The organism is Algibacter sp. Ld11, assembly GCF_045066735.1.
Lineage (GTDB): Bacteria > Bacteroidota > Bacteroidia > Flavobacteriales > Flavobacteriaceae > Algibacter.
On sequence record NZ_JBISHH010000003.1, the window covers coordinates 18922 to 39497 of the forward strand.

Consider the following 20576-nt stretch of genomic DNA (forward strand, 5'->3'; position numbering starts at 1 on the left):
TCGAAACTAAAATTCGTGAAGAAACCCGAGTATATTTAAAACTTAAAAATATCCAAAAGGCTTGTCATTCACGACAAGCCTTTTTTTTATTTTAAAATCGTTCACTTTTTGGCTATTTGTCGAAATACAAAAAACAATAAATGGAAAAATTTAATTTATACACACACCACAAAAAAATATTAACAGATACTATTACACCGGTTTCTGTTTACTATAAAATACGCGATAAATACCCGAATAGTATTCTACTGGAAAGTGGTGACTACCACAGAAGCCACAAAAACTTTTCGTATATATGCTTTAATCCCATCGCCTCTATAAAAGTAGAAAATGAAGTGATATCGCAAACTTTTCCAGATGGCAGTTCAACTTCACTTAATATTACAAGCGAAATAAATGTAGCCGATGAAATTCATGATTTCACCAAACGTTTTAAACCACAAACGGATGAAGATTTTAAGTTTATAAATAATGGAATCTTTGGTTACACAGCCTACGATGCAGTTCGTTATTTTGAAGATGTACAAATTAGCAAAAAAGATAATTCGGTAGTTATCCCAGATATCTATTATGCGGTTTACAAAAACATCATTGCCATAAACCATTACAAAAACGAAGCTTATATTTTCGCGCATTGTTATGATGATGCCGAAAATAATATCGATGCCATTGATAAACTTATAAACGTGCAAAACTTTGCATCTTATAATTTCAAGTCTAAAGGCGATATACAATCTAATTTAACCGACGACGAATTTAAAAACCAAGTTGAGTTAGCACGTAAACACTGTGCACGAGGCGATGTTTTTCAACTCGTATTATCACGTCGTTTTTCACAAGAATTTACTGGCGACGATTTCAATATCTATCGCGCCCTTCGTAGCATAAACCCATCACCGTACTTGTTTTATTTCGATTATGGCGATTTTAAAATATTTGGTAGTTCGCCCGAAGCTCAACTTATTGTTTCCGATGGTATGGCAGAAATCCATCCTATCGCCGGAACTTTTAAACGGACAGGCGATGAGGACAAAGACGAAATATTGGCAGAAAAACTTAAAAAAGACGACAAAGAAAACGCCGAACACGTCATGCTTGTAGATCTTGCTCGAAACGATTTAAGTCGTCACGGCAGCGAAGTAAAAGTAGTTACCTACCGCGAAGTTCAGTTTTTCTCGCACGTTATTCACCTGGTTAGTAAAGTTGTTGGCAAAAAACACAAAAGTACCTCAACCATGCAAGTTGTGGCCGATACGTTTCCAGCAGGAACCTTGAGTGGCGCACCAAAACACCGCGCTATGCAACTTATAGAACAATACGAAAAAACAAGTCGAGGCTATTACGGCGGCGCAATAGGTTTTATGGATTTCGACGGCAATTTTAACCACGCCATCATGATCCGTACTTTTTTAAGTAAAGACTATAAATTAAACTGGCAAGCAGGCGCCGGAATGGTATCAAAATCCAATGCCGAAAGTGAGCTGCAAGAAGTATTTAACAAACTCGGTGCATTAACGAAAGCCATAAAAGTAGCCGAAGACATATAAAATAATTTGGGCGTTACCCGAAAAGGGTCGGGCTTTCGGCAGTCGCTTTTTTTGAGAAAAACAAAAAAGAGCTTCAACAAAGCCTCAATCCCTAACGCGGGAGTAGCCCTAAGGAAAAGTGAACAGTTCCAGTAAACAGTGTTTACTCAGCTAAAAAAAGAAGAATAAAATTCAGAGTCATCTGAAAAAAAATAAACATATGAAAGTACTAGTCATAGACAATTACGACAGTTTCACATACAACCTAGTTCATTACCTAGAAGATTTAAACTGCGATGTTACCGTAGTACGTAACGACAAACTCACTCTAGACGATGTTAAACCGTTCCATAAAATCGTACTATCTCCAGGCCCAGGAATTCCAGACGAAGCTGGTTTACTAAAAGCCATTATAGAAACTTACGCACCAACCAAAAGCATTTTAGGTGTTTGCCTTGGTCAACAAGCAATAGGTGAAGTTTTTGGAGGTTCGCTTATAAACCTAGAAGACGTTTATCACGGTGTAGCAACAAATGTTACTATAACCGTAGACGACGAAATCTTGTTTAAAGGTTTAGATAAAAATATAGAAGTTGGGCGTTACCACTCGTGGGTAGTTAACCCAAATTTACCAGAAAGTTTAGAAGCAACATCGGTAGATGCTAACGGACAAATTATGTCTTTACGCCATAAAATTTACGATGTTCGTGGTGTACAATATCATCCAGAATCGGTTTTAACACCTAACGGAAAAGCAATATTAAAAAACTGGGTGGAAAATTAAAAAATAGTCGCAGTTTTCAGTGGTAGTTAAGTAGTACTTACTCGGATGAAAAAACATAATTAGCAAACAACCATTAACCAGTAACAATTATCTCTTTTACAGAAATGAAACATTTACTAAATAGATTAATAAATCACGAAACCCTTTCTACCGAAGAAGCTAAACAAGTTATAGTCAACATATCCAACGATATGTATAACCCGAGCCAAATAGCATGTTTTTTATCAGTTTTCATGATGAGAAGTATTACTCTCGAAGAACTAAAAGGTTTTAGAGATGCACTTCTAGAGCTTTGTTTGCCAGTGAATCTTAGCGATTTTAATGCTATCGATATTGTAGGCACTGGTGGCGATGGCAAAAACACATTCAACATCTCTACCCTATCGGCTTTTATTACGGCGGGAGCAGGTGTTCATGTTTCTAAACACGGTAACTACGGTGTATCGTCAACATCGGGATCTTCAAATGTTATGGAGCATTTAGGTGTGAAATTTTCTAATAATGAAGATTTTTTAAAACGCGCTTTAGACCAAGCAGGTATATGTATTTTACATGCACCGTTATTTCACCCAGCAATGAAAAACGTAGCGCCTATTCGTAAAGAACTCGGTGTTAAAACTTTTTTTAACATGCTCGGGCCTTTAGTTAATCCGTCGTTTCCAAAAAATCATGTTTTAGGTGTTTTTAATTTAGAAGTTTTAAGACTTTATAGTTTCCTGTTTCAAAACACAGGACATAATTATAACATCGTTTATGCTTTAGATGGTTACGATGAAATTTCATTAACAGGAAAAGCAAAAATTATTTCTAATCATACAGAAAAACTTTTTTCACCAGAAGATTTAGGCATTTCAGTAATAAGACAAAGTGATATTTTTGGTGGCGATACCATAAAAGATGCTGCCAATATCTTTGTGGACATCGTTAACGGAAAGGGAACAGAAGCACAAAACAACGTGGTTTGTGCTAACGCCGGTTTAGCCATTGCCACATCAAAACAAATTTCGCATCAAGAAGGTTTTGAACTAGCAAAAGAGTCGTTATTTTCAGGAAAAGCAAAAACGAGTTTAGATAAATTAATTGAGTTAAGTAAATAAAAAAAGTCCGCAGTTAATAGTATTCGGTTGGCAGTTTGCTCACTCAAAACTTAAGACTCAGGCTTCAAGACTAGAACATGAATATTTTAGACAAAATAACATTAGATAAACGTAAGGAAGTTGAACTTCGTAAAAGTTTAATCCCAGTTTCTCAATTAGAACAATCTGTTTTATTTGGAAGACAAACCGTTTCACTTGCTAATAATTTACGCAACAGTAAATCTGGAATTATAGCCGAACATAAACGCAGATCGCCATCAAAATCTGTAATTAATAACGGATTAAACGTTCAAGATGTAGCAAAAGGCTATCAAGATGCTGGCGTTTGTGGTATGTCTGTTCTAACCGATGGAAAATACTTTGGAGGCTCTCTAGACGATTTATTAACAGCACGAGCAAGTTGCAACCTACCATTACTCAGAAAAGAATTTATAATTGATGAGTACCAAATGCTAGAAGCCAAAGCTTATGGCGCCGATGTTATTTTGCTTATTGCAGCTATTCTTTCTCGAGACGAAATAAAACAATTCTCTGAGTTTGCAAAAAGCTTAAATCTAGATGTGCTTTTAGAAGTACATAACGAAGAGGAATTACATAAATCTATTATGCCAAGTTTAGATATGCTTGGTGTAAATAACAGAAATTTAAAAACCTTTGAAGTCAGTTTAGAAACTAGTAAATTATTAAGCACACAGATACCAAACGATTTTGTAAAAGTATCAGAAAGTGGCATAAGTAGCGTTGAAGCCATTAAAGAACTTCAGCCATTTGGATATCAAGGATTTTTAATAGGTGAAAACTTTATGAAAACAGACAATCCTGGGGCAAGTGCTACAGACTTTATAAACCAATTGAATAAATAAAATTTTACTGAATTTATTTTAGAACAACACAAATTGAACATCATGAAACTGAAAATTTGCGGAATGAAATATCAAGAGAATATAACTGAAGTCGCTGCTTTACAGCCCGACTATTTAGGCTTTATATTCTACGATAAATCGTCTAGAAATTTTGATAAATCGATTCCAGAAATATCAAGTTCTGTAAAAAAAACTGGTGTTTTTGTTAATGAAGATTTAGAAGTTGTTATTGAAAAAATAAAAACATTCAACTTACAAGCTGTTCAATTACACGGTGAAGAATCGCCAGAATATTGTGCCAGCTTAAAAGCAAAAGTATCAGAAATTATTAAAGTATTCTCTATAAAAAACGAATTCAATTTCGAGGTTTTAAAACCTTACGAATCTGTTTGCGATTACTTTTTATTTGATACCAAAGGAAAACACCCAGGCGGAAATGGTTATACTTTCGATTGGAATGTATTAAGCAACTACCCTTCTACTAAACCCTTCTTTTTAAGTGGAGGTATTGGTTTTAATGAAATTGAAGCTGTTAAAAAGTTTCAACAAAGTACGGCTTCAAAATACTGTTATGCTTTAGATGTAAATAGTAAGTTTGAAATAGAGCCGGGATTAAAAAATATAGAATTATTAAAAGACTTTAAAACAAATTTGTTTTTCCATACAAACCATGGAACAGACTCAAATTTAAATGAACATATGGAAAATTATAACGTAAACGAAAAAGGCTATTACGGCGAATTTGGTGGTGCATTTATTCCGGAAATGCTTTACCCGAATGTGGAAGAATTACGCCAAAACTATTTAAAAGTAATGGCAGAACCTGATTTTCAAAAAGAGTTTAATCAACTTTTAAAAGATTATGTTGGTCGCCCATCTCCTTTATATTTTGCTAAACGTCTTTCTGAAAAATACAACACTAAAATTTATTTAAAGCGTGAAGATTTAAACCATACTGGTGCACACAAAATAAACAATACGGTTGGACAAATTTTAATGGCCAAACGTTTAGGTAAAACTAGAATTATTGCCGAAACTGGAGCCGGACAACACGGTGTTGCCACTGCCACTGTTTGTGCTTTAATGGGATTAGAATGTATTGTTTACATGGGCGAAATTGATATTGCCCGTCAAGCACCAAACGTAGCCAGAATGAAAATGTTAGGCGCTACCGTTGTACCTGCACTTTCTGGAAGTAGAACTTTAAAAGATGCTACAAACGAAGCCATTCGCGATTGGATTAACAACCCTGTGGATACTCACTATATCATTGGGTCGGCTATTGGACCGCACCCATACCCAGATATGGTTACTAGATTTCAATCGATAATTTCCGAAGAAATAAAATGGCAATTAAAAGAACAAATCGGGAGAGAAAACCCTGATTATGTTGTGGCCTGTATTGGTGGCGGAAGTAATGCTGCTGGAACATACTACCATTATTTACACGAACTTGATGTAAAAATTATTGCTGTTGAAGCGGCTGGTTTAGGTGTTAACTCTGGAGAGAGTGCTGCCACATCTGTTTTAGGTCACGAAGGAGTTATACATGGTTGTAAAACTTTGTTAATGCAAACTAAAGATGGACAGATTACAGAGCCTTACTCTATTTCGGCTGGTTTAGACTACCCTGGTGTTGGCCCAATGCACGCACATTTATGCAAAACGGGACGTGCTGAATTTATGTCGATTACCGATGATCAAGCTATGACGGCTGGTTTGGATTTATGTAAACTAGAAGGTATTATTCCGGCTATTGAGAGTTCGCATGCGCTGGCTATTTTTGAAGAAAAAACCTTTAAACCAGACGACGTGGTTGTTGTGAGTCTTTCAGGACGTGGTGATAAGGATTTACAGAATTATATTGAATATTTTAAAATATAAACAAGCAGACGTTACTAATGCGTTAGGGATTGAGCGATTGTTGGAGCTCCTCGTAGAGAGCGACTCGTGAAAGCCCGCCCCCTTGTGGGTAACGCCCAAATAAAAATAAAATGAATCGTATTCAAACTAAACTCAAAGAAAATAAAAAACTACTGTCTATATACTTCACGGCAGGATATCCAAGCATTGACGATACTGTTGGTATTATTGAAGGTTTGGAAAAAAACGGGGTAGACATGATAGAAATAGGACTCCCTTTTAGTGATCCTTTGGCCGATGGACCAACGATACAGGCTAGTTCTACGCAAGCATTGAAAAATGGTATGACTACCGAGGTGCTTTTCGATCAGTTAAAAGATATTAGAAAAACGGTATCTATTCCGTTAATAATTATGGGCTATTTTAATCCAATGTTGCAATATGGTGTGGAGGCGTTTTGTAAAAAATGTCAGGACATTGGTATCGATGGCTTAATAATTCCAGATTTACCTGTAGATGTTTATAACGATGAGTACAAAGCGACTTTTGAAAAATACGGCCTGATAAACGTGTTTTTAATTACGCCACAAACCTCTGTGGAACGTATTAATTTCATCGATTCTATCTCGAATGGTTTTATTTATATGGTGAGTAGCGCTAGCGTTACAGGAAGTAGCTCTGGGTTTGGCAACGAACAAATGAGTTATTTTGAACGTATTGCCAAAATGGAAATAAAAAACCCACAGATTATTGGTTTTGGAATATCGGACAATGAAACGTTTACACAAGCTACTCAATACGCTAAAGGCGCTATTATTGGTAGTGCTTTTATAAAGCATATTACAGAAAAAGGCATAAACAAAACAGACGCTTTTGTAAAATCTATACTTAGCTAAAATGAAATCTCTTAACGATTGGAAACTAATTTTACTATTGTGCTTAACACTTGGCCTCGCTCCTTTTTTGCCAGAACCACATATTCTAGGTAAATTAAAATGGATATTAGGCGGAGCAACTGGAATGCAATTTATGGATTGGTTTGATGTTTTTTTACATGGGTTTCCTTTTGTGCTTTTAATAAGAATTCTACTGCTTAATCTATTTAAAGTTGGTAAAAAAATAAAATAACATGGCTGAAACGGAAAAAGTTGTAATTGTTGGTGCTGGTTTTGCTGGGTTGAGACTGGCTCAAGATTTAATAAACCACCCAAACTACGAGGTTTACTTAATTGACAAACAGAATTATCATCAATTTCAGCCCTTAATGTATCAGGTAGCAACAGCTAGACTTGAACCTGCAAGCATTTCATTTCCACTACGAAAAGTGTTTCAGAAGGCAAAAAATGTACGTATTAGAATTACAGAAGTTTCTGAAATTAATTTTGACGACCAATTCGTTGCTACCCCAATCGGTAATTTTAATTACGACCATTTAGTAATTGCTATTGGTTGTACAACAAACTATTTTGGAAATAAAAATTTACAAGATTTTGCTTACCCAATGAAAACTATTCCTGAAGCGATACAGCTTAGAAATAGAATTCTGCAAACTTTTGAAAACGCTTTAAACACAACTGATCCAGATGACTTACAAACCTTATTAAATTTTGTAATTGTTGGTGGAGGCCCTACTGGAGTTGAATTAGCTGGAGCTTTAGCAGAAATGAAACAGCATATTTTACCCAAAGATTATCCTGATAAAGATTTCTCTAAACTTAAAATATATTTATTAGAAGGCAGTCCAAATACTTTGAGTCCAATGAGTGAAGGCTCACAAAAAATGTCTCAAAAATATCTAGAAGAGCTTGGAGTTTCGGTAGTTACAAATACTTTTGTTAAAGATTACGACGGTACCACTGTTACGCTTAATACCGGAAAAACAATAAACTCTAAAAACGTAATTTGGGCGGCAGGTGTTACTGGTAATGTTATTAAAGGTTTTCCTGAAACCTCCATAACTCGTGGTAACCGACTTGTTGTTGATAGGCAGAATGAAGTAATCGGTTTAAAACATGTGTATGCTTTGGGGGATATTGCATATATGGAAACACCAATTTTCCCTAAAGGACATGCACAAGTAGCGAGTGTAGCCTTGCAACAAGCTTCACTTTTGGCTGACAACCTAAGTAGAAAAGTTAAAAACAAACCCCTAAAGGATTACGAATATACCGACAAAGGTTCTATGGCTACTATAGGTAAGCGTAAAGCTGTTGTAGATTTACCTAAGTTCAGTTTTCAAGGGCGATTAGCTTGGTTCACCTGGATGTTTATCCACTTAATGCTTATTTTAAGCATAAAAAACAAATTACTCATTTTTATGAATTGGATGATTAGCTATTTTAATAACGATAGTACGTTAAGAATTATAATGAAACCTGTTGCAACCAAAGTTAAAACCAGAAAAGAATAATGCCTTTAAACATAGTTTTAGTTGAACCCGAAATACCGAATAACACAGGCAATATAGGCCGCTTAGCTTTAGGTTCTGGCTCACATTTACACCTCGTAAAACCTTTTGGCTTTGAGATTTCGGATGCGCGATTAAAACGTGCTGGGCTAGATTATTGGAAACACCTTTCTATTACATATTACGATAATATTGAGGAATTCTTTAAAATAAACCATGATAAGAAGATGGCTTTTCTTTCTAGCCATGGTGAAAAAAAACATTGGGATATTCCTTTTGAAGACAACTTATTTTTAGTTTTCGGTAAAGAATCCGTTGGGCTTCCAAAATGGATTAATGAAACCTACGCAAATAAACTTTATAAAATTCCGCTGTACAGCCAACATATTCGTAGTTTGAATTTAGCTAACGCTGTTAGCATTACTGTTTATGAAGGATTAAGCCAATTAAGACTTAAATAAAGCCAGAGTAAAAATATTTTATTTTTCATTAAACTATTTTGTAAAAAAAATGTCTAAATATGAAGTTTAACTAAAAACTAATATAATTATGACATCAAAAAAATTAAAATTCGGCCTAGTTATCGTGGCATTATGTGCTGTTTCTATTACTAATGCACAAGACAAAAAGAAACCAGATCCAGAAAAAATGTTTGCTTCATATGATACTAATGAAGATAAACTTATTACACTAGATGAGTTTAAAGCAAAAAAGCGTAAAAAAGAAATGGAAGCTGAAGTTTTAGAAAAACGTTTTGCTAAAATGGACGCAGACAGCAATGGTTCTGTAACTTTAGAAGAATTTAAAGCAGGAATGGCGAAAGGAAAAGGCCAAGGAAATAATAAGAAAAAGAAACAAGCTAACTAATATTAGTTTACATTTTACAGTTAAAAGACAGCCAATTAGGCTGTCTTTTTTTTTGTGAATTAATTATAACATCCTACATTTTTATTACTAATAAATAATCGTATTTTTACAGCTAATAAAACCAAATCATTAATGGGTAAAATCATCGCAATTGCTAACCAAAAAGGAGGTGTTGGAAAAACAACCACATCGGTAAATCTAGCAGCATCCTTAGGCGTATTAGAAAAAAAAGTATTACTTATAGATGCTGACCCTCAAGCAAATGCAAGCTCTGGAATAGGTATAGATGTAGAAACTATAGAAATTGGAACATACCAGCTTTTAGAACATTCTAACACAGCAAGAGAGGCTATCATGAAAACAGATTCGCCAAATCTTGATATTATACCAGCCCACATCGACTTGGTCGCTATTGAAATTGAACTAGTTGATAAAGAAGCTCGTGAGTACATGCTTAAAAAATCGCTAAGTGAAATTAAAGACGACTACGATTACATATTAATAGATTGCGCGCCATCGCTAGGTTTACTAACCTTGAACGCTTTAACGGCTGCCGATTCCGTAATCATCCCAATTCAATGTGAGTATTTTGCATTAGAAGGTTTAGGAAAATTATTAAACACGATAAAAAGTGTTCAGAAAATACACAACCCAGAATTAGACATTGAAGGCTTATTGCTTACCATGTACGATTCGCGTTTACGCCTATCAAACCAAGTGGTTGAAGAGGTGCAGAAACATTTTAATGATATGGTTTTTAAAACCATTATACAGCGTAATGTTCGTTTAAGCGAAGCGCCAAGTTATGGCGAAAGCATTATTAATTATGATGCAAGTAGCAAAGGCGCAACCAATTACCTGAGTTTAGCAAGAGAAGTTATCACTAAAAACGCTTAATTATATGGCGAAGGCAACAAAAAAACAAGCTTTAGGAAGAGGCTTATCGGCACTTTTAAACGACCCAAGTAACGATATCCAATCGGCTGAAGATAAAAATGCAGATAAAGTTATTGGAAATATTGTTGATTTAGATATCGATTTTATTGAAGTAAACCCATTTCAACCCCGAACTAATTTTAGTGAAGAAAGCTTACGAGAATTAGCATCTTCTATAAAAGAATTAGGTATTATCCAACCTATAACCGTTAGAAAATTAGGGCTTAATAAATATCAACTCGTTTCAGGAGAGCGTCGTTATAGAGCATCTAAATTATTAGGTTTAGAAACTATTACGGCCTACGTTAGAATAGCAAACGACCAAGAATCGCTCGAAATGGCATTGGTTGAAAATATTCAGCGTCAAGATTTAGACCCTATTGAAATAGCACTTTCATACCAACGATTAATAGACGAAATAAACCTAACACAAGAGCAAATGAGCGAGCGTGTTGGAAAAAAACGTTCTACCATTGCTAATTATTTACGTTTATTAAAACTAGATCCCATTATTCAGACAGGAATGCGCGATGGCTTTATTTCTATGGGACATGGCCGTGCCTTAATTACTGTTGAAGACCAATCCATTCAGTTAGATATTTACGAAAAAATATTATCGAATAAATTATCGGTGCGAGATACTGAAGTATTAGTTCGTAATTATAACAATGATGAAACTGTGGCTGCACCAGTAAAAAAGGAAGCAGATACAACTATGCCAAATTTTGTTAAAACTGGAATAAGCTCGTTTTCAGAATACTTTGGACATAAAATTGACGTTAAAGTCTCTAAAAACGGAAAAGGAAAAATTACAATTCCATTTCATTCCGAAGAAGATTTTAACCGTATTAAAAAATTAGTCGAAGGTGATTCAAAATAAATTTCTAATAACAAGTTTATGTACTTTTTTATGTTGCTTTTCTTTATTTTCTCAAGATAAAGCACCATTAGAAGAGACAGTTCCAAAGGAAAAAACAAAAGCACTTCCCAAAGAATTTGTAGTAGACTCTGTTCTTCAAATAAGTGAAGCTTACGACCCTTTAAGACCTGCAAAAGCTGCTTTTTATTCAGCAATTTTACCTGGTTTGGGGCAAGCTTACAATAAAAAATATTGGAAAATCCCTATTGTTTATGCTGCTTTAGGTACTGGTGTTTATTTTTACGTAACCAACAGTAAAGAATATGATAGATATCGCGATGCCTATAAAAGCCGTTTAGCTGGTTTTGAAACTGATGAGTTTTATTTTGATTCTACAGGTGCAAAATTAGACGATCCGCGTGTAAGCACAGACCGATTGGAAACAGCCCAGGAATTTTATAGAAAAAACAAAGAAATTTCGCTTCTTGTAACTATTGGCCTGTATGCTTTAAATATAATTGAAGCTAATGTAGATGCCCATTTACTTCAATATAACGTAGATGAGAATTTATCTTTGGCACCGCACTACCAATTTAATGAGGTTGACGCAACTAGCAACCTTGGACTAACTTTAAATTTTAAATTTTAATATGAACATTGCTTTACTCGGATACGGGAGAATGGGACAAACCATAGAACAAATAGCTATTAAACGTGGCCACAATATTGTTTTAAAGGTTGACAAAGATGATACAGATTACGACATTACTAAAGCCGATGTAGCCATAGATTTCAGTATTCCAAACGTAGCTTTCAACAATATTTCAAATTGCTTAAACAACAACGTTCCTGTTATTTCTGGAACAACGGGTTGGTTAGAAAATTATGATAATGCTGTAGCTTTATGTAAAGAAAAAAAAGGCGCTTTTATTTATGCTTCAAACTTTAGCTTAGGCGTAAATATTTTTTTCGAATTAAATAAAACGCTAGCTAAAATGATGAGCACCTTAGAGCAATACAATGTTTCTATGGAAGAAATTCATCACACCAAAAAGCTAGATGCACCAAGTGGAACTGCCATTACATTAGCCGAAGGTATTATAGCAAACACTCCTCATTATGATGGTTGGATGCTAGATGCTAAAGCTGATAAAAAACTTCCAATAGTTGCTAAACGTATCGAAGATGTTCCGGGCACACATACCGTAACTTACCAAAGTGAAGTAGACACTATTACTATAGACCATGTGGCACATAATAGACAAGGATTTGCTTTAGGCGCCGTAATTGCTGCCGAATGGATTGTTGGAAAATCAGGTGTTTTCACAATGAACGATGTGTTAAACATTGGTTAAAAAAATAAATTAATGTAACGCTACATCTCATTTAGCTACTTACATCAATAAATAAAATATTTAGGATTATGACGTTAATGCAATGGTTTATATTCATTTTAATAATTCAGGTTATTCATGGATTAGGCACCTGGAAATTATATATTAAAGCCGGTCGCCAAGCCTGGGAAGCTTTTATTCCTGTTTACAACGGCGTCGTTTTAATGAAAATAATTAACCGCCCAGTTTGGTGGGTAATCCTTCTTTTTCTTCCCATAGTAAACATGATTATGTTTCCTGTAGTTTGGGTAGAAACCGCTAGAAGTTTTGGAAAAAACACCACAATAGATACTGTTTTAGCCGTTGTTACATTAGGTTTTTACAACTATTACCTTAATTATGTTGCCGATGTTACTTATATTGATAACCGCAGCTTACAACCAAAATCGGCTTCTGGAGATTGGGTAAGTTCTATTTTATTTGCCATCGTTGCTGCAACTATTGTACATACTTATTTTATTCAACCATTTACTATTCCGTCTTCTTCTTTAGAAAAATCTTTATTAGTAGGTGATTTTCTGTTTGTAAGTAAGTTTCATTACGGCGCCAGAATACCAATGACGACTGTTGGTGCTCCAATGGTACATGATACTATTCCTGGTTTAAAAAAGAAATCGTATTTATTCAACGATAATTTTGAAGAACGCAAAACATCTTTAATTAACAAACTACAACTTCCTTACTTACGATTTCCTGGTTTCGAAAACATAGAACGTAATGAGATTGTTGTATTCAATCAACCAGCAGACACATTGCTGGATATGAATGATTTTCAACCGGACAGAAACTATTACAAACCAATAGACAAAAAGACCAACCTTGTAAAACGCTGCGTTGGTATTGCTGGAGATAGCTTAGAAGTTCGCGATGGTTTCGTTTATATTAACGGAAAGAAAAACGAATTGCCAGATCGTGCACATTTGCAATTCAGCTATTTAGTTCAACCAAAAACTAATCAATTTAATCCTGCATATTTAAAAGAACGTTACGATATTACCGACGGTTTTGGTATTATTAATAACAACAATACATACTATTTTTCGGCAATTTCCGATGAAGCTTTATCGCAGTTTAAAAACCATCCAAACGTTGGAAGCATAACGCCTAACAAGAAGGAAAAAGGTGTTCGTGATGCTAACATTTTTCCTCACGATCCAAATTATAATTGGAATGTAGATTTCTTCGGACCATTATACATTCCTGAAGAAGGTAAAACAATCGATATTAACCTAGATGTTTTACCACTTTACAAACGTGTTATTAGTGAGTATGAAGGTAATGATGTAAAAGTAAGAGGTAACCAAATTTTAATAAACGGTGAAGTTGCTACAACATACACTTTTAAACAAAATTATTATTGGATGATGGGTGATAACCGCCACAACTCTATCGATGCACGAGCATGGGGTTTTGTACCGTTTGATCACGTTGTTGGTAAACCTGTATTTATTTGGATGAGCTGGGATGGATCTAGCCCACGTTGGGAGCGTTTCTTTACAACCGTTAGCGGTTCTGGAAAAGCAACATCGTTTTTAATTCCCTTTTTAATTCTATTAGCAGGCTATTTTGGATTCAAAAAATGGAAAGAAAGAAAAGCGGCCAATAGCTAATTATTGACTTACATTTTATGGATAACACACTATTAGAAAGCCTACTTAAAGCCTTAGAGTTTTCGCCAGAAAACATAGAGTTGCGATTTCAAATTGCAAAGTTATATTCTGATGCTTTAAACTATGCTGAAGCAGAAAAGCATCTATTATTTATTTTAGATAAACAGCCTACTGATGCTCATAAATTTCTATTAGCTGAATGTTATTTTAAGCAAAAAAAATATAACTTAACTGAGGTTATTCTCGAAGAACTAATAGAAAACAACGAGACTCCGGCTTACCTTGAGCTTCAATGCTTTTGCTATATAGATCAAGGACAAACGGAAGATGCTCTTGCTACATACCAGCGCATTTTAGAAATTGATAAAACGTTCAGGAATGATGAATTTGAAAATTTATTTAGAATTCCAGTTGAAGATTTTGATGATGATTTTATAGATGAAGATGCCATTTCTTTTTTAAGAAAACCAGACATTAATTTCAAAAATGTTGGTGGTATGGAAAAAGTAAAAGAGGAAATTGATTTAAAAATTATTAAGCCACTTTTACATAAAGATTTATACAAAGCTTACGGTAAAAAAATTGGTGGAGGTATTTTACTTTATGGACCTCCAGGATGTGGTAAAACCCATATTGCACGTGCTACGGCAGGAGAAATTAATGCCAACTTTATAAATATTGGTATTAACGACATTTTAGATATGTGGATGGGAAGTTCTGAAAAGAATCTGCATGAAATATTCGAAACCGCTAGGGCCAACACACCTTGCGTTATTTTTATAGATGAAATTGATGCCTTGGGTGCCAATAGAAATGATATCAATAAAACAGCCGGAAGAACCGTTATTAATCAATTTTTATCAGAACTTGACGGTATTGATTCTGATAACGAAGGTATATTAGTTTTGGGAGCAACAAATGCACCTTGGTATATAGATCCTGCATTTAGGAGACCAGGACGCTTTGATAGAATTATTTTTGTAGCACCACCAGATGATATTGCTAGAGAAGAAATATTTAAAATTGAACTAAAAGAGAAACCTACAGACAATATTAAGTTTCAAGATTTAGCTAAAAAAAGTAAAGAATTTTCGGGAGCAGATATAAAAGCAAGTGTAGATATTGCCATAGAGCATAAACTACTAGAATCTTTTAAAGATGGTATACCTAAGCCATTAACTACCAAAGATATTTTAAAAGCTTTGGGTAAAATGAAAGCCTCTACTAGAGAATGGTTTAATTCGGCAAAAAACTACGCGTTATACTCAAACGATTCTGGTTTATATGATGATATTTTAGTCTACCTAAAAATTAAAAAATAAATGGATAGTCCAAATCTAGAACGCGGTATTCAACTTTTTGAAATAGGTAGATATCAAGACGCTATCCCCTATTTTCAAACCGCTTTAACCGAAGATGCCCAAAGCAGCAACGCCAAATATTATTTGGCACAATGCCTATTTCTAACTAAAGATTTGGAAAAATCACTTAATCTTGCATTAGATCTTCGTACCGAACTACCAAATTGGGCGAATGTTTATTTTTTGCTATCTCAAATATATTTACATCAAGATGATATAAAAGAAGCAGAAATCAACATCGACAAATCTCTAGAATTAGATCCATACGACGATACTGCTTTTGGACAAAAAGCATACATTGAAATTACAAAAAAGAAATTTGACGCTGCTTTACACTTTGCCAACGAAGGTTTAAAAATTAACCCGAAAAGTAATTTTTGCCAAAATGCACGAACTACGGCATTAACCAAATTAAACAGAAAAGAAGAAGCAAAATCATCAATAGAAAACTTATTAGAAGATGACCCTGAAGATGCACACTCGCACGCTAACGTGGGTTGGAGTTACTTGGAGCACAACGATACAAAAAAAGCGTTAACTCATTTTAAAGAAGCCCTATCGTTAAACCCAAATTTAGATTATGCGAGATCAGGTATGGTTACAGCTATAAAATCTAAAAACAAGGTATACAATCTCTATTTACGTTATTCATTTTGGATGAATAAACAATCAGGGAAAAACCAATGGATTTTTATTATAGGGATTTATATAGCCTATAAATTTTCGGCAAAATTAATTACAGCTTCTGGTTACACTTTTTTATTAATTCCGTTAATTGTTGCTTATCTTCTATTTGCTCTAGGCAGTTGGATTATGGAACCACTTTCTAACATGCTTCTTATTCTCGACAAATACGGCAAGTATTTATTGGACCAAAAAGAAAAACTGAGTGGTCAAATATTTTTTGCTTTAATTATTGGAGCATTGCTTATGTTTATAGGTAATATTTTAACCAAAAACGACTATTTCACCATGTTAAGTTTAACATGCTTAGCAGCTATTTTACCGCTAACTCGTGGTGTATTGGCAAATACCAAAAAATCTCAATTAATAAATATCGCCTATGGTTGTACAATGCTATTGATAGCTATTGTACTATCGCTTATTGGTGGTTCTATTTCGCATATTGGTATTACTGTTGGTATTATGTTTATCGCCTATACTTGGCTTAGCAATTTTTTCACTAAATAATGAAAACTCTAATTCATCCCACATATTTCCCGAGTATTGCGCATTTTGTAGCTATTGCAAATACAGATGAATTGGTATTTGAAACCGATGATAATTTCTTAAAGCAAACCTATAGAAACCGCACTTACGTATATGGCGCCAATGGTAAACTTACTTTAAATATACCCGTGATACACTCACAAAAAAATAGGCAGAAGTATCGTGATGTTAAAATATTTAATGAAGAAAAATGGCAAAGCTTACATTGGAAATCTTTACTTTCAGCTTACAGAACATCTCCGTTTTTTGAGTATTATGAAGATGAACTTCAGCCTTTATTTGAAAAAAAAACTGATTTTATTTTAGATTTTAATTTGAAGTGTTTTGAAACCATTACCGAGTGTTTACAATTAGACGTCAATACATCTAAAACAGAAACCTACAAAGAGGCTACTGCAGATACTAATGATTTTAGATTTTTAGTACATGCAAAAAAAGAACAGCCACAAAATTTTGAAACTTACACTCAAGTTTTTAGCAACAAGCACGGCTTTATACCTAATTTAAGTATTCTCGATTTACTTTTTAATGAAGGCCCAAATGCACTAAATTATTTAGAATCTCAAACCATTATTACACCTTAATGTTACAATCTATCGCACATTACGGTTGTCATTTTCTATTGCCTTTGGCCGTGGCGCTTATCTGGTTTAAACCGAATTGGAAAATGGCTTATTTAATAATGATTGCGGGTATGTCGATTGATTTAGACCACTTATTGGCCAATCCTATTTTTGACCCAAATAGATGCAGTATTAACTTCCACCCATTACATACGTATTACGCTTTAGCAGTTTATATTGCTTTACTATTTTTTAAGAAAACACGATTAATTGGTTTAGGATTAGTGATCCATATTATTGCCGATGTAGTAGATTGTTCCTTTATGTAAAATTCATCAAATCACAAAAACTTTTACAATCAAATTTAATAACTAAGAAGCTCACTCCACTTATTCTAAACTAAGTGTCGTACTTATTGGATAATGATCGGAAAAGTGCTCGCTATAACTTTTAAAGCCATTAACAGCAAAGGCATCATCGGTTAAAATAAAATCTATACGCATAGGTATAAATTTAAACTCATGTGTACGCCCAAACCCATTACCAGCTTCTTTAAATGTATCGTTAAGATCTCCTTTTATCTTTCTATACACATAAGAAAAGGCGGTATTATTAAAATCGCCACAAACAATCATTTTATACTTACAGTTTTTTTTATGTTCTAAAAATAACTCTGCTTGATTTTGCTGCCTTTTAAAAGCAGAACCTATGCGTTGTAAAAGTCGCTCTGAATTTTCTTTTTTTAAGCTCTCTATTTTAGTATCGATGCGCAAAGATTCTAAATGAATGTTATACACTCTAATGGTATCCTTACCTTTAACGACATCAACAAATATGGCATTGTTTGCTGTTTTTGGAAACTCTACCGACCCTGAATTTACAATTGGAAACTTAGAAAAAATGGCTTGACCATATTTCATTTTTTTTCCCGATAGTTTTTCGAATTTATACTTAAAACTAGACAGGTTAATATTCTCGTGAGGATGATATTCTTGGATGCTCAAGATATCCGGAGCTTCGCTTTTAATAAAGTTGGCAATATTTACTTCTACCTGCTCTTCAGGTATCCATTTATAAAGATTAAACAAACGAACATTATAGTTCATGACTTTAAAATTTTGCTCAGATTCGATACTTTTAGATGGCGAAAACTTGTATAATGACCCAAATACCAAGTAAGCAAAAAGCAATACCAAAAGAGAGGTTAGCATTTGTTTTTTTAAACGCACCAACCAATACACCACAAAAAGCGCATTGATAATAATTAAAAAAGATACGCCTAGATTTATTACCGATAAGAATGAAAATGTTTTAGGTGGCAAATACGGAAAAATCATTGCAAGCAACAATAGCATCGCCACAATACTATTGACGATATATATTATTTTATTAATGAAACTTAAGTTTTTCATTTTGTTTTTTTTGACTTCGCAAATATGCTATATTTCACGAGGTTTACTTGCCCCTTAGCAGGTTGTTTTGCGTTAGGGATTGAACGGCTTGTTTGAAATCCTTTTTGCTTTTATGAAAAAGCAAAAAGATTGAGTAGTGAAAGCCCGACCCTTTTCGGGTAACGCCCTTACTTTTAAAATTTCAATAGATTATTTACCTGCTCGAAAGAGTAATTCCTTTTCTTCGGCCGTCAAACTATCATACCCACTTTTACTGATTTTATCTAAAATAACATCAATTTTTTTCTGATTATTGAACTCGCTGAAGTCCGATTTTTTATAACCGCCTACTTTACTTTTATTTTTATGAACTGTTTTTAACGGTCCTTTTTTTGACGGCTTAAACATATTGGTAATGGCGTCTGCAAAACGCTCGAAACCTTTACCTATATCATTTCCCTTTACTAATTGGGTGGCGTAAATATAACCTAATATTGCGCCTCCAATGTGAGCCAAATTACCTCCTGCATTTAGTCCAAATAAACCTACGACGTCTAGAGCAACAATGGCTACACCAATGTACCAAAGCTTAAGATTAAACATAAAAACACGAATATCTTGATTAGGCATATATGCACACAAGAAAATCAATAAAGCACGAACGGCCGCAGAAGCCCCAACTAAACTAGAATTTCCTCCAAAAAAGCTCGGTAATAAAGCGTATCCTAAAAGAAACATGGCACCACCGCTAATTGCTCCAAGAAAATAAATATTTAATGCCGTTTTTGGGCTAAACAAGTTTAGAAACATGCGGGCAATTACGTAAAGCCAAAGCATATTGAATAGTAAGTGCAAAAAATCGTAATGCACAAAGGCATAACTCACTATTGTCCATGGATTCACCAGAGCTGTAAAGGCTTTACTAGATAACTCGAACCAACTTAAGACTGATGAAAAAATTAGACCTATTAGAAAAACAACTACGTTTACCGCTATTATTTTCTCTAATATATTAAGACGTGCTAACTTATATTTTATATCGGTAGTTAAACTCATTAGTTCCAACGGTTATTATTAAACTGTGTTTTTTTCCAATAATACATGATTAAAAACCCTGTAATTGCTCCTCCAACGTGGGCCATATATGCCGTATTACTTGGACTGAAAAACGACTGACCTGTAACACCTGAAATTAAATCTAAAATAATAATTCCTGGAATAAAATACTTCGCTTTTATTGGTATTGGTAAAAAAATCATCATTAATTCAGCATTAGGATTCATCATCGCAAAAGCTGCCATAACACCCATTATACATCCAGAGGCCCCTACCATACTCGCATTAAATGCAGGATAAATTTCTTTTAGTAACGTTATTTGAGATTGTGAAACTCCAGCAACGGTCTCGTTATTGGTTAGCATGGCTTTGATACTTTCGGAAGATAAACCAGATTCTAACAAGGCATTATAATCTGGTAAAAACTGAAAATAGTAAAAACCTATTTGAAGTAATACAGCGCCTAAACCCGCAGAAATATAAATAAATAAAAATCGTTTTGCTCCCAAAGTTTGTTCAACGGGTGTACCAAACATCCATAAAGCAAACATATTAAAGAGTAAGTGTGTTATACTTAAATTGTGTAAATAACCACCACCATGCATAAACATGTGGGTTATTAATTGCCATGGTTTAAATAATTCGTTTTGAGGAAAATACATTGCGAACCATTGATAAAAACCACCATTACCTATAAATAAGGTACCGATAAACATAATCACGTTAATGATTATTAGATGTTTAACGGTTTCTGAAATTCGCATCATAA

22 protein-coding genes and 1 pseudogene are annotated in these 20576 nt (G+C 34.2%); 20 read left to right on the forward strand and 3 right to left on the reverse strand.

The annotated features are described in order from the left end of the window. The first annotated feature begins 140 nt into the window (after window positions 1–140). The 20 genes and pseudogenes from ACJJV4_RS00565 (at window position 141) to ACJJV4_RS00660 (ending at window position 17689) form a co-directional block, all read left to right on the forward strand. Window positions 141–1547 (forward strand): anthranilate synthase component I family protein, encoded by a 1407-nt coding sequence (locus tag ACJJV4_RS00565; RefSeq protein WP_405291056.1) that lies wholly within the window; start codon window positions 141–143, stop codon window positions 1545–1547. A 199-nt stretch (window positions 1548–1746) separates the two neighbouring features. Next, the gene (locus tag ACJJV4_RS00570) at window positions 1747–2310 is read left to right on the forward strand and encodes an anthranilate synthase component II (protein WP_405291058.1); all 564 of its coding nucleotides are present in this window, start codon (window positions 1747–1749) and stop codon (window positions 2308–2310) included. 104 nt (window positions 2311–2414) lie between these two features. After that, the gene (gene trpD / locus ACJJV4_RS00575) at window positions 2415–3407 is read left to right on the forward strand and encodes an anthranilate phosphoribosyltransferase (protein ID WP_405291060.1); all 993 of its coding nucleotides are present in this window, start codon (window positions 2415–2417) and stop codon (window positions 3405–3407) included. 77 nt (window positions 3408–3484) lie between these two features. Further along, on the forward strand, window positions 3485–4270 hold the full coding sequence (gene trpC / locus ACJJV4_RS00580; protein ID WP_405291062.1) for an indole-3-glycerol phosphate synthase TrpC: 786 nt from the start codon (window positions 3485–3487) through the stop codon (window positions 4268–4270). Window positions 4271–4333: 63 nt separating this feature from the next. Further along, window positions 4334–4900, forward strand: a pseudogene (locus ACJJV4_RS00585) (phosphoribosylanthranilate isomerase); the annotation flags it as partial. A gap of 69 nt (window positions 4901–4969) precedes the next feature. After that, entirely contained in the window at window positions 4970–6154 is a 1185-nt protein-coding gene (trpB, locus tag ACJJV4_RS00590; protein ID WP_405291264.1) for a tryptophan synthase subunit beta, read from the forward strand. A 110-nt stretch (window positions 6155–6264) separates the two neighbouring features. Further along, window positions 6265–7029 carry a tryptophan synthase subunit alpha gene (gene trpA / locus ACJJV4_RS00595; protein ID WP_405291064.1) on the forward strand — a complete coding sequence of 255 codons (765 nt, stop codon included), beginning with the start codon at window positions 6265–6267 and terminating at the stop codon, window positions 7027–7029. Between the two features lies 1 nt (window position 7030). After that, window positions 7031–7261: a hypothetical protein gene (locus tag ACJJV4_RS00600; RefSeq protein WP_405291066.1), complete on the forward strand. Its 231-nt coding sequence runs from the start codon at window positions 7031–7033 to the stop codon at window positions 7259–7261. Window position 7262: 1 nt separating this feature from the next. Then, the gene (locus ACJJV4_RS00605) at window positions 7263–8543 is read left to right on the forward strand and encodes an NAD(P)/FAD-dependent oxidoreductase (RefSeq protein WP_405291068.1); all 1281 of its coding nucleotides are present in this window, start codon (window positions 7263–7265) and stop codon (window positions 8541–8543) included. Continuing rightward, on the forward strand, window positions 8543–9001 hold the full coding sequence (locus ACJJV4_RS00610) for a tRNA (cytidine(34)-2'-O)-methyltransferase (RefSeq protein WP_405291070.1): 459 nt from the start codon (window positions 8543–8545) through the stop codon (window positions 8999–9001). The genes ACJJV4_RS00605 and ACJJV4_RS00610 overlap by 1 nt, the downstream gene beginning before the upstream one ends. A gap of 88 nt (window positions 9002–9089) precedes the next feature. Then, entirely contained in the window at window positions 9090–9407 is a 318-nt protein-coding gene (locus tag ACJJV4_RS00615) for an EF-hand domain-containing protein (RefSeq protein WP_405291072.1), read from the forward strand. Between the two features lie 132 nt (window positions 9408–9539). Continuing rightward, the gene (locus ACJJV4_RS00620) at window positions 9540–10304 is read left to right on the forward strand and encodes a ParA family protein (protein ID WP_405291074.1); all 765 of its coding nucleotides are present in this window, start codon (window positions 9540–9542) and stop codon (window positions 10302–10304) included. Window positions 10305–10308: 4 nt separating this feature from the next. Next, window positions 10309–11223: a ParB/RepB/Spo0J family partition protein gene (locus ACJJV4_RS00625; protein ID WP_405291076.1), complete on the forward strand. Its 915-nt coding sequence runs from the start codon at window positions 10309–10311 to the stop codon at window positions 11221–11223. Next, complete coding sequence (locus ACJJV4_RS00630; RefSeq protein ID WP_405291266.1) at window positions 11213–11851, forward strand: DUF5683 domain-containing protein; 639 nt, start codon at window positions 11213–11215, stop codon at window positions 11849–11851. Before ACJJV4_RS00625 ends, ACJJV4_RS00630 begins: the two co-directional genes overlap by 11 nt. Window position 11852: 1 nt before the next feature. Further along, the gene (gene dapB, locus ACJJV4_RS00635) at window positions 11853–12557 is read left to right on the forward strand and encodes a 4-hydroxy-tetrahydrodipicolinate reductase (protein WP_405291077.1); all 705 of its coding nucleotides are present in this window, start codon (window positions 11853–11855) and stop codon (window positions 12555–12557) included. Between the two features lie 68 nt (window positions 12558–12625). Next, the gene (gene lepB, locus ACJJV4_RS00640; RefSeq protein WP_405291079.1) at window positions 12626–14206 is read left to right on the forward strand and encodes a signal peptidase I; all 1581 of its coding nucleotides are present in this window, start codon (window positions 12626–12628) and stop codon (window positions 14204–14206) included. A gap of 17 nt (window positions 14207–14223) precedes the next feature. Continuing rightward, entirely contained in the window at window positions 14224–15528 is a 1305-nt protein-coding gene (locus ACJJV4_RS00645) for an AAA family ATPase (protein ID WP_405291082.1), read from the forward strand. Then, window positions 15529–16758, forward strand: coding sequence for a tetratricopeptide repeat protein (locus ACJJV4_RS00650; RefSeq protein ID WP_405291084.1), 1230 nt, complete (start codon window positions 15529–15531; stop codon window positions 16756–16758). After that, complete coding sequence (locus ACJJV4_RS00655; RefSeq protein ID WP_405291086.1) at window positions 16758–17381, forward strand: WbqC family protein; 624 nt, start codon at window positions 16758–16760, stop codon at window positions 17379–17381. Before ACJJV4_RS00650 ends, ACJJV4_RS00655 begins: the two co-directional genes overlap by 1 nt. After that, window positions 17381–17689: a DUF6122 family protein gene (locus tag ACJJV4_RS00660; RefSeq protein WP_405291088.1), complete on the forward strand. Its 309-nt coding sequence runs from the start codon at window positions 17381–17383 to the stop codon at window positions 17687–17689. Before ACJJV4_RS00655 ends, ACJJV4_RS00660 begins: the two co-directional genes overlap by 1 nt. Window positions 17690–17749: 60 nt before the next feature. On the opposite strand, the gene ACJJV4_RS00665 is transcribed toward ACJJV4_RS00660, so the two are convergent. From ACJJV4_RS00665 to ACJJV4_RS00675, 3 genes are all read right to left on the reverse strand, one after another. Next, complete coding sequence (locus ACJJV4_RS00665; protein WP_405291090.1) at window positions 17750–18772, reverse strand: endonuclease/exonuclease/phosphatase family protein; 1023 nt, start codon at window positions 18770–18772, stop codon at window positions 17750–17752. A gap of 189 nt (window positions 18773–18961) precedes the next feature. Continuing rightward, window positions 18962–19807: a rhomboid family intramembrane serine protease gene (locus ACJJV4_RS00670; protein WP_405291092.1), complete on the reverse strand. Its 846-nt coding sequence runs from the start codon at window positions 19805–19807 to the stop codon at window positions 18962–18964. Then, the gene (locus ACJJV4_RS00675; protein ID WP_405291094.1) at window positions 19807–20574 is read right to left on the reverse strand and encodes a rhomboid family intramembrane serine protease; all 768 of its coding nucleotides are present in this window, start codon (window positions 20572–20574) and stop codon (window positions 19807–19809) included. Before ACJJV4_RS00675 ends, ACJJV4_RS00670 begins: the two co-directional genes overlap by 1 nt. Window positions 20575–20576 lie beyond the last annotated feature (2 nt).

What these genes read in the sequence shown, in the direction of transcription:
- ACJJV4_RS00660 (WP_405291088.1), top strand. Translation starts at nt 17,381, where the DNA reads ATGTTACAATCTATCGCACATTACGGTTGTCATTTTCTATTGCCTTTG.
- ACJJV4_RS00675 (WP_405291094.1), bottom strand. Translation starts at nt 20,574, where the DNA reads ATGATGCGAATTTCAGAAACCGTTAAACATCTAATAATCATTAACGTG.
- ACJJV4_RS00610 (WP_405291070.1), top strand. Translation starts at nt 8,543, where the DNA reads ATGCCTTTAAACATAGTTTTAGTTGAACCCGAAATACCGAATAACACA.
- ACJJV4_RS00655 (WP_405291086.1), top strand. Translation starts at nt 16,758, where the DNA reads ATGAAAACTCTAATTCATCCCACATATTTCCCGAGTATTGCGCATTTT.
- trpC (WP_405291062.1), top strand. Translation starts at nt 3,485, where the DNA reads ATGAATATTTTAGACAAAATAACATTAGATAAACGTAAGGAAGTTGAA.
- ACJJV4_RS00665 (WP_405291090.1), bottom strand. Translation starts at nt 18,772, where the DNA reads ATGAAAAACTTAAGTTTCATTAATAAAATAATATATATCGTCAATAGT.
- ACJJV4_RS00600 (WP_405291066.1), top strand. Translation starts at nt 7,031, where the DNA reads ATGAAATCTCTTAACGATTGGAAACTAATTTTACTATTGTGCTTAACA.
- ACJJV4_RS00570 (WP_405291058.1), top strand. Translation starts at nt 1,747, where the DNA reads ATGAAAGTACTAGTCATAGACAATTACGACAGTTTCACATACAACCTA.
- trpA (WP_405291064.1), top strand. Translation starts at nt 6,265, where the DNA reads ATGAATCGTATTCAAACTAAACTCAAAGAAAATAAAAAACTACTGTCT.
- ACJJV4_RS00670 (WP_405291092.1), bottom strand. Translation starts at nt 19,807, where the DNA reads ATGAGTTTAACTACCGATATAAAATATAAGTTAGCACGTCTTAATATA.
- ACJJV4_RS00650 (WP_405291084.1), top strand. Translation starts at nt 15,529, where the DNA reads ATGGATAGTCCAAATCTAGAACGCGGTATTCAACTTTTTGAAATAGGT.
- ACJJV4_RS00625 (WP_405291076.1), top strand. Translation starts at nt 10,309, where the DNA reads ATGGCGAAGGCAACAAAAAAACAAGCTTTAGGAAGAGGCTTATCGGCA.
- trpB (WP_405291264.1), top strand. Translation starts at nt 4,970, where the DNA reads ATGGAAAATTATAACGTAAACGAAAAAGGCTATTACGGCGAATTTGGT.
- ACJJV4_RS00615 (WP_405291072.1), top strand. Translation starts at nt 9,090, where the DNA reads ATGACATCAAAAAAATTAAAATTCGGCCTAGTTATCGTGGCATTATGT.
- ACJJV4_RS00565 (WP_405291056.1), top strand. Translation starts at nt 141, where the DNA reads ATGGAAAAATTTAATTTATACACACACCACAAAAAAATATTAACAGAT.
- dapB (WP_405291077.1), top strand. Translation starts at nt 11,853, where the DNA reads ATGAACATTGCTTTACTCGGATACGGGAGAATGGGACAAACCATAGAA.
- trpD (WP_405291060.1), top strand. Translation starts at nt 2,415, where the DNA reads ATGAAACATTTACTAAATAGATTAATAAATCACGAAACCCTTTCTACC.
- ACJJV4_RS00605 (WP_405291068.1), top strand. Translation starts at nt 7,263, where the DNA reads ATGGCTGAAACGGAAAAAGTTGTAATTGTTGGTGCTGGTTTTGCTGGG.
- lepB (WP_405291079.1), top strand. Translation starts at nt 12,626, where the DNA reads ATGACGTTAATGCAATGGTTTATATTCATTTTAATAATTCAGGTTATT.
- ACJJV4_RS00645 (WP_405291082.1), top strand. Translation starts at nt 14,224, where the DNA reads ATGGATAACACACTATTAGAAAGCCTACTTAAAGCCTTAGAGTTTTCG.
- ACJJV4_RS00620 (WP_405291074.1), top strand. Translation starts at nt 9,540, where the DNA reads ATGGGTAAAATCATCGCAATTGCTAACCAAAAAGGAGGTGTTGGAAAA.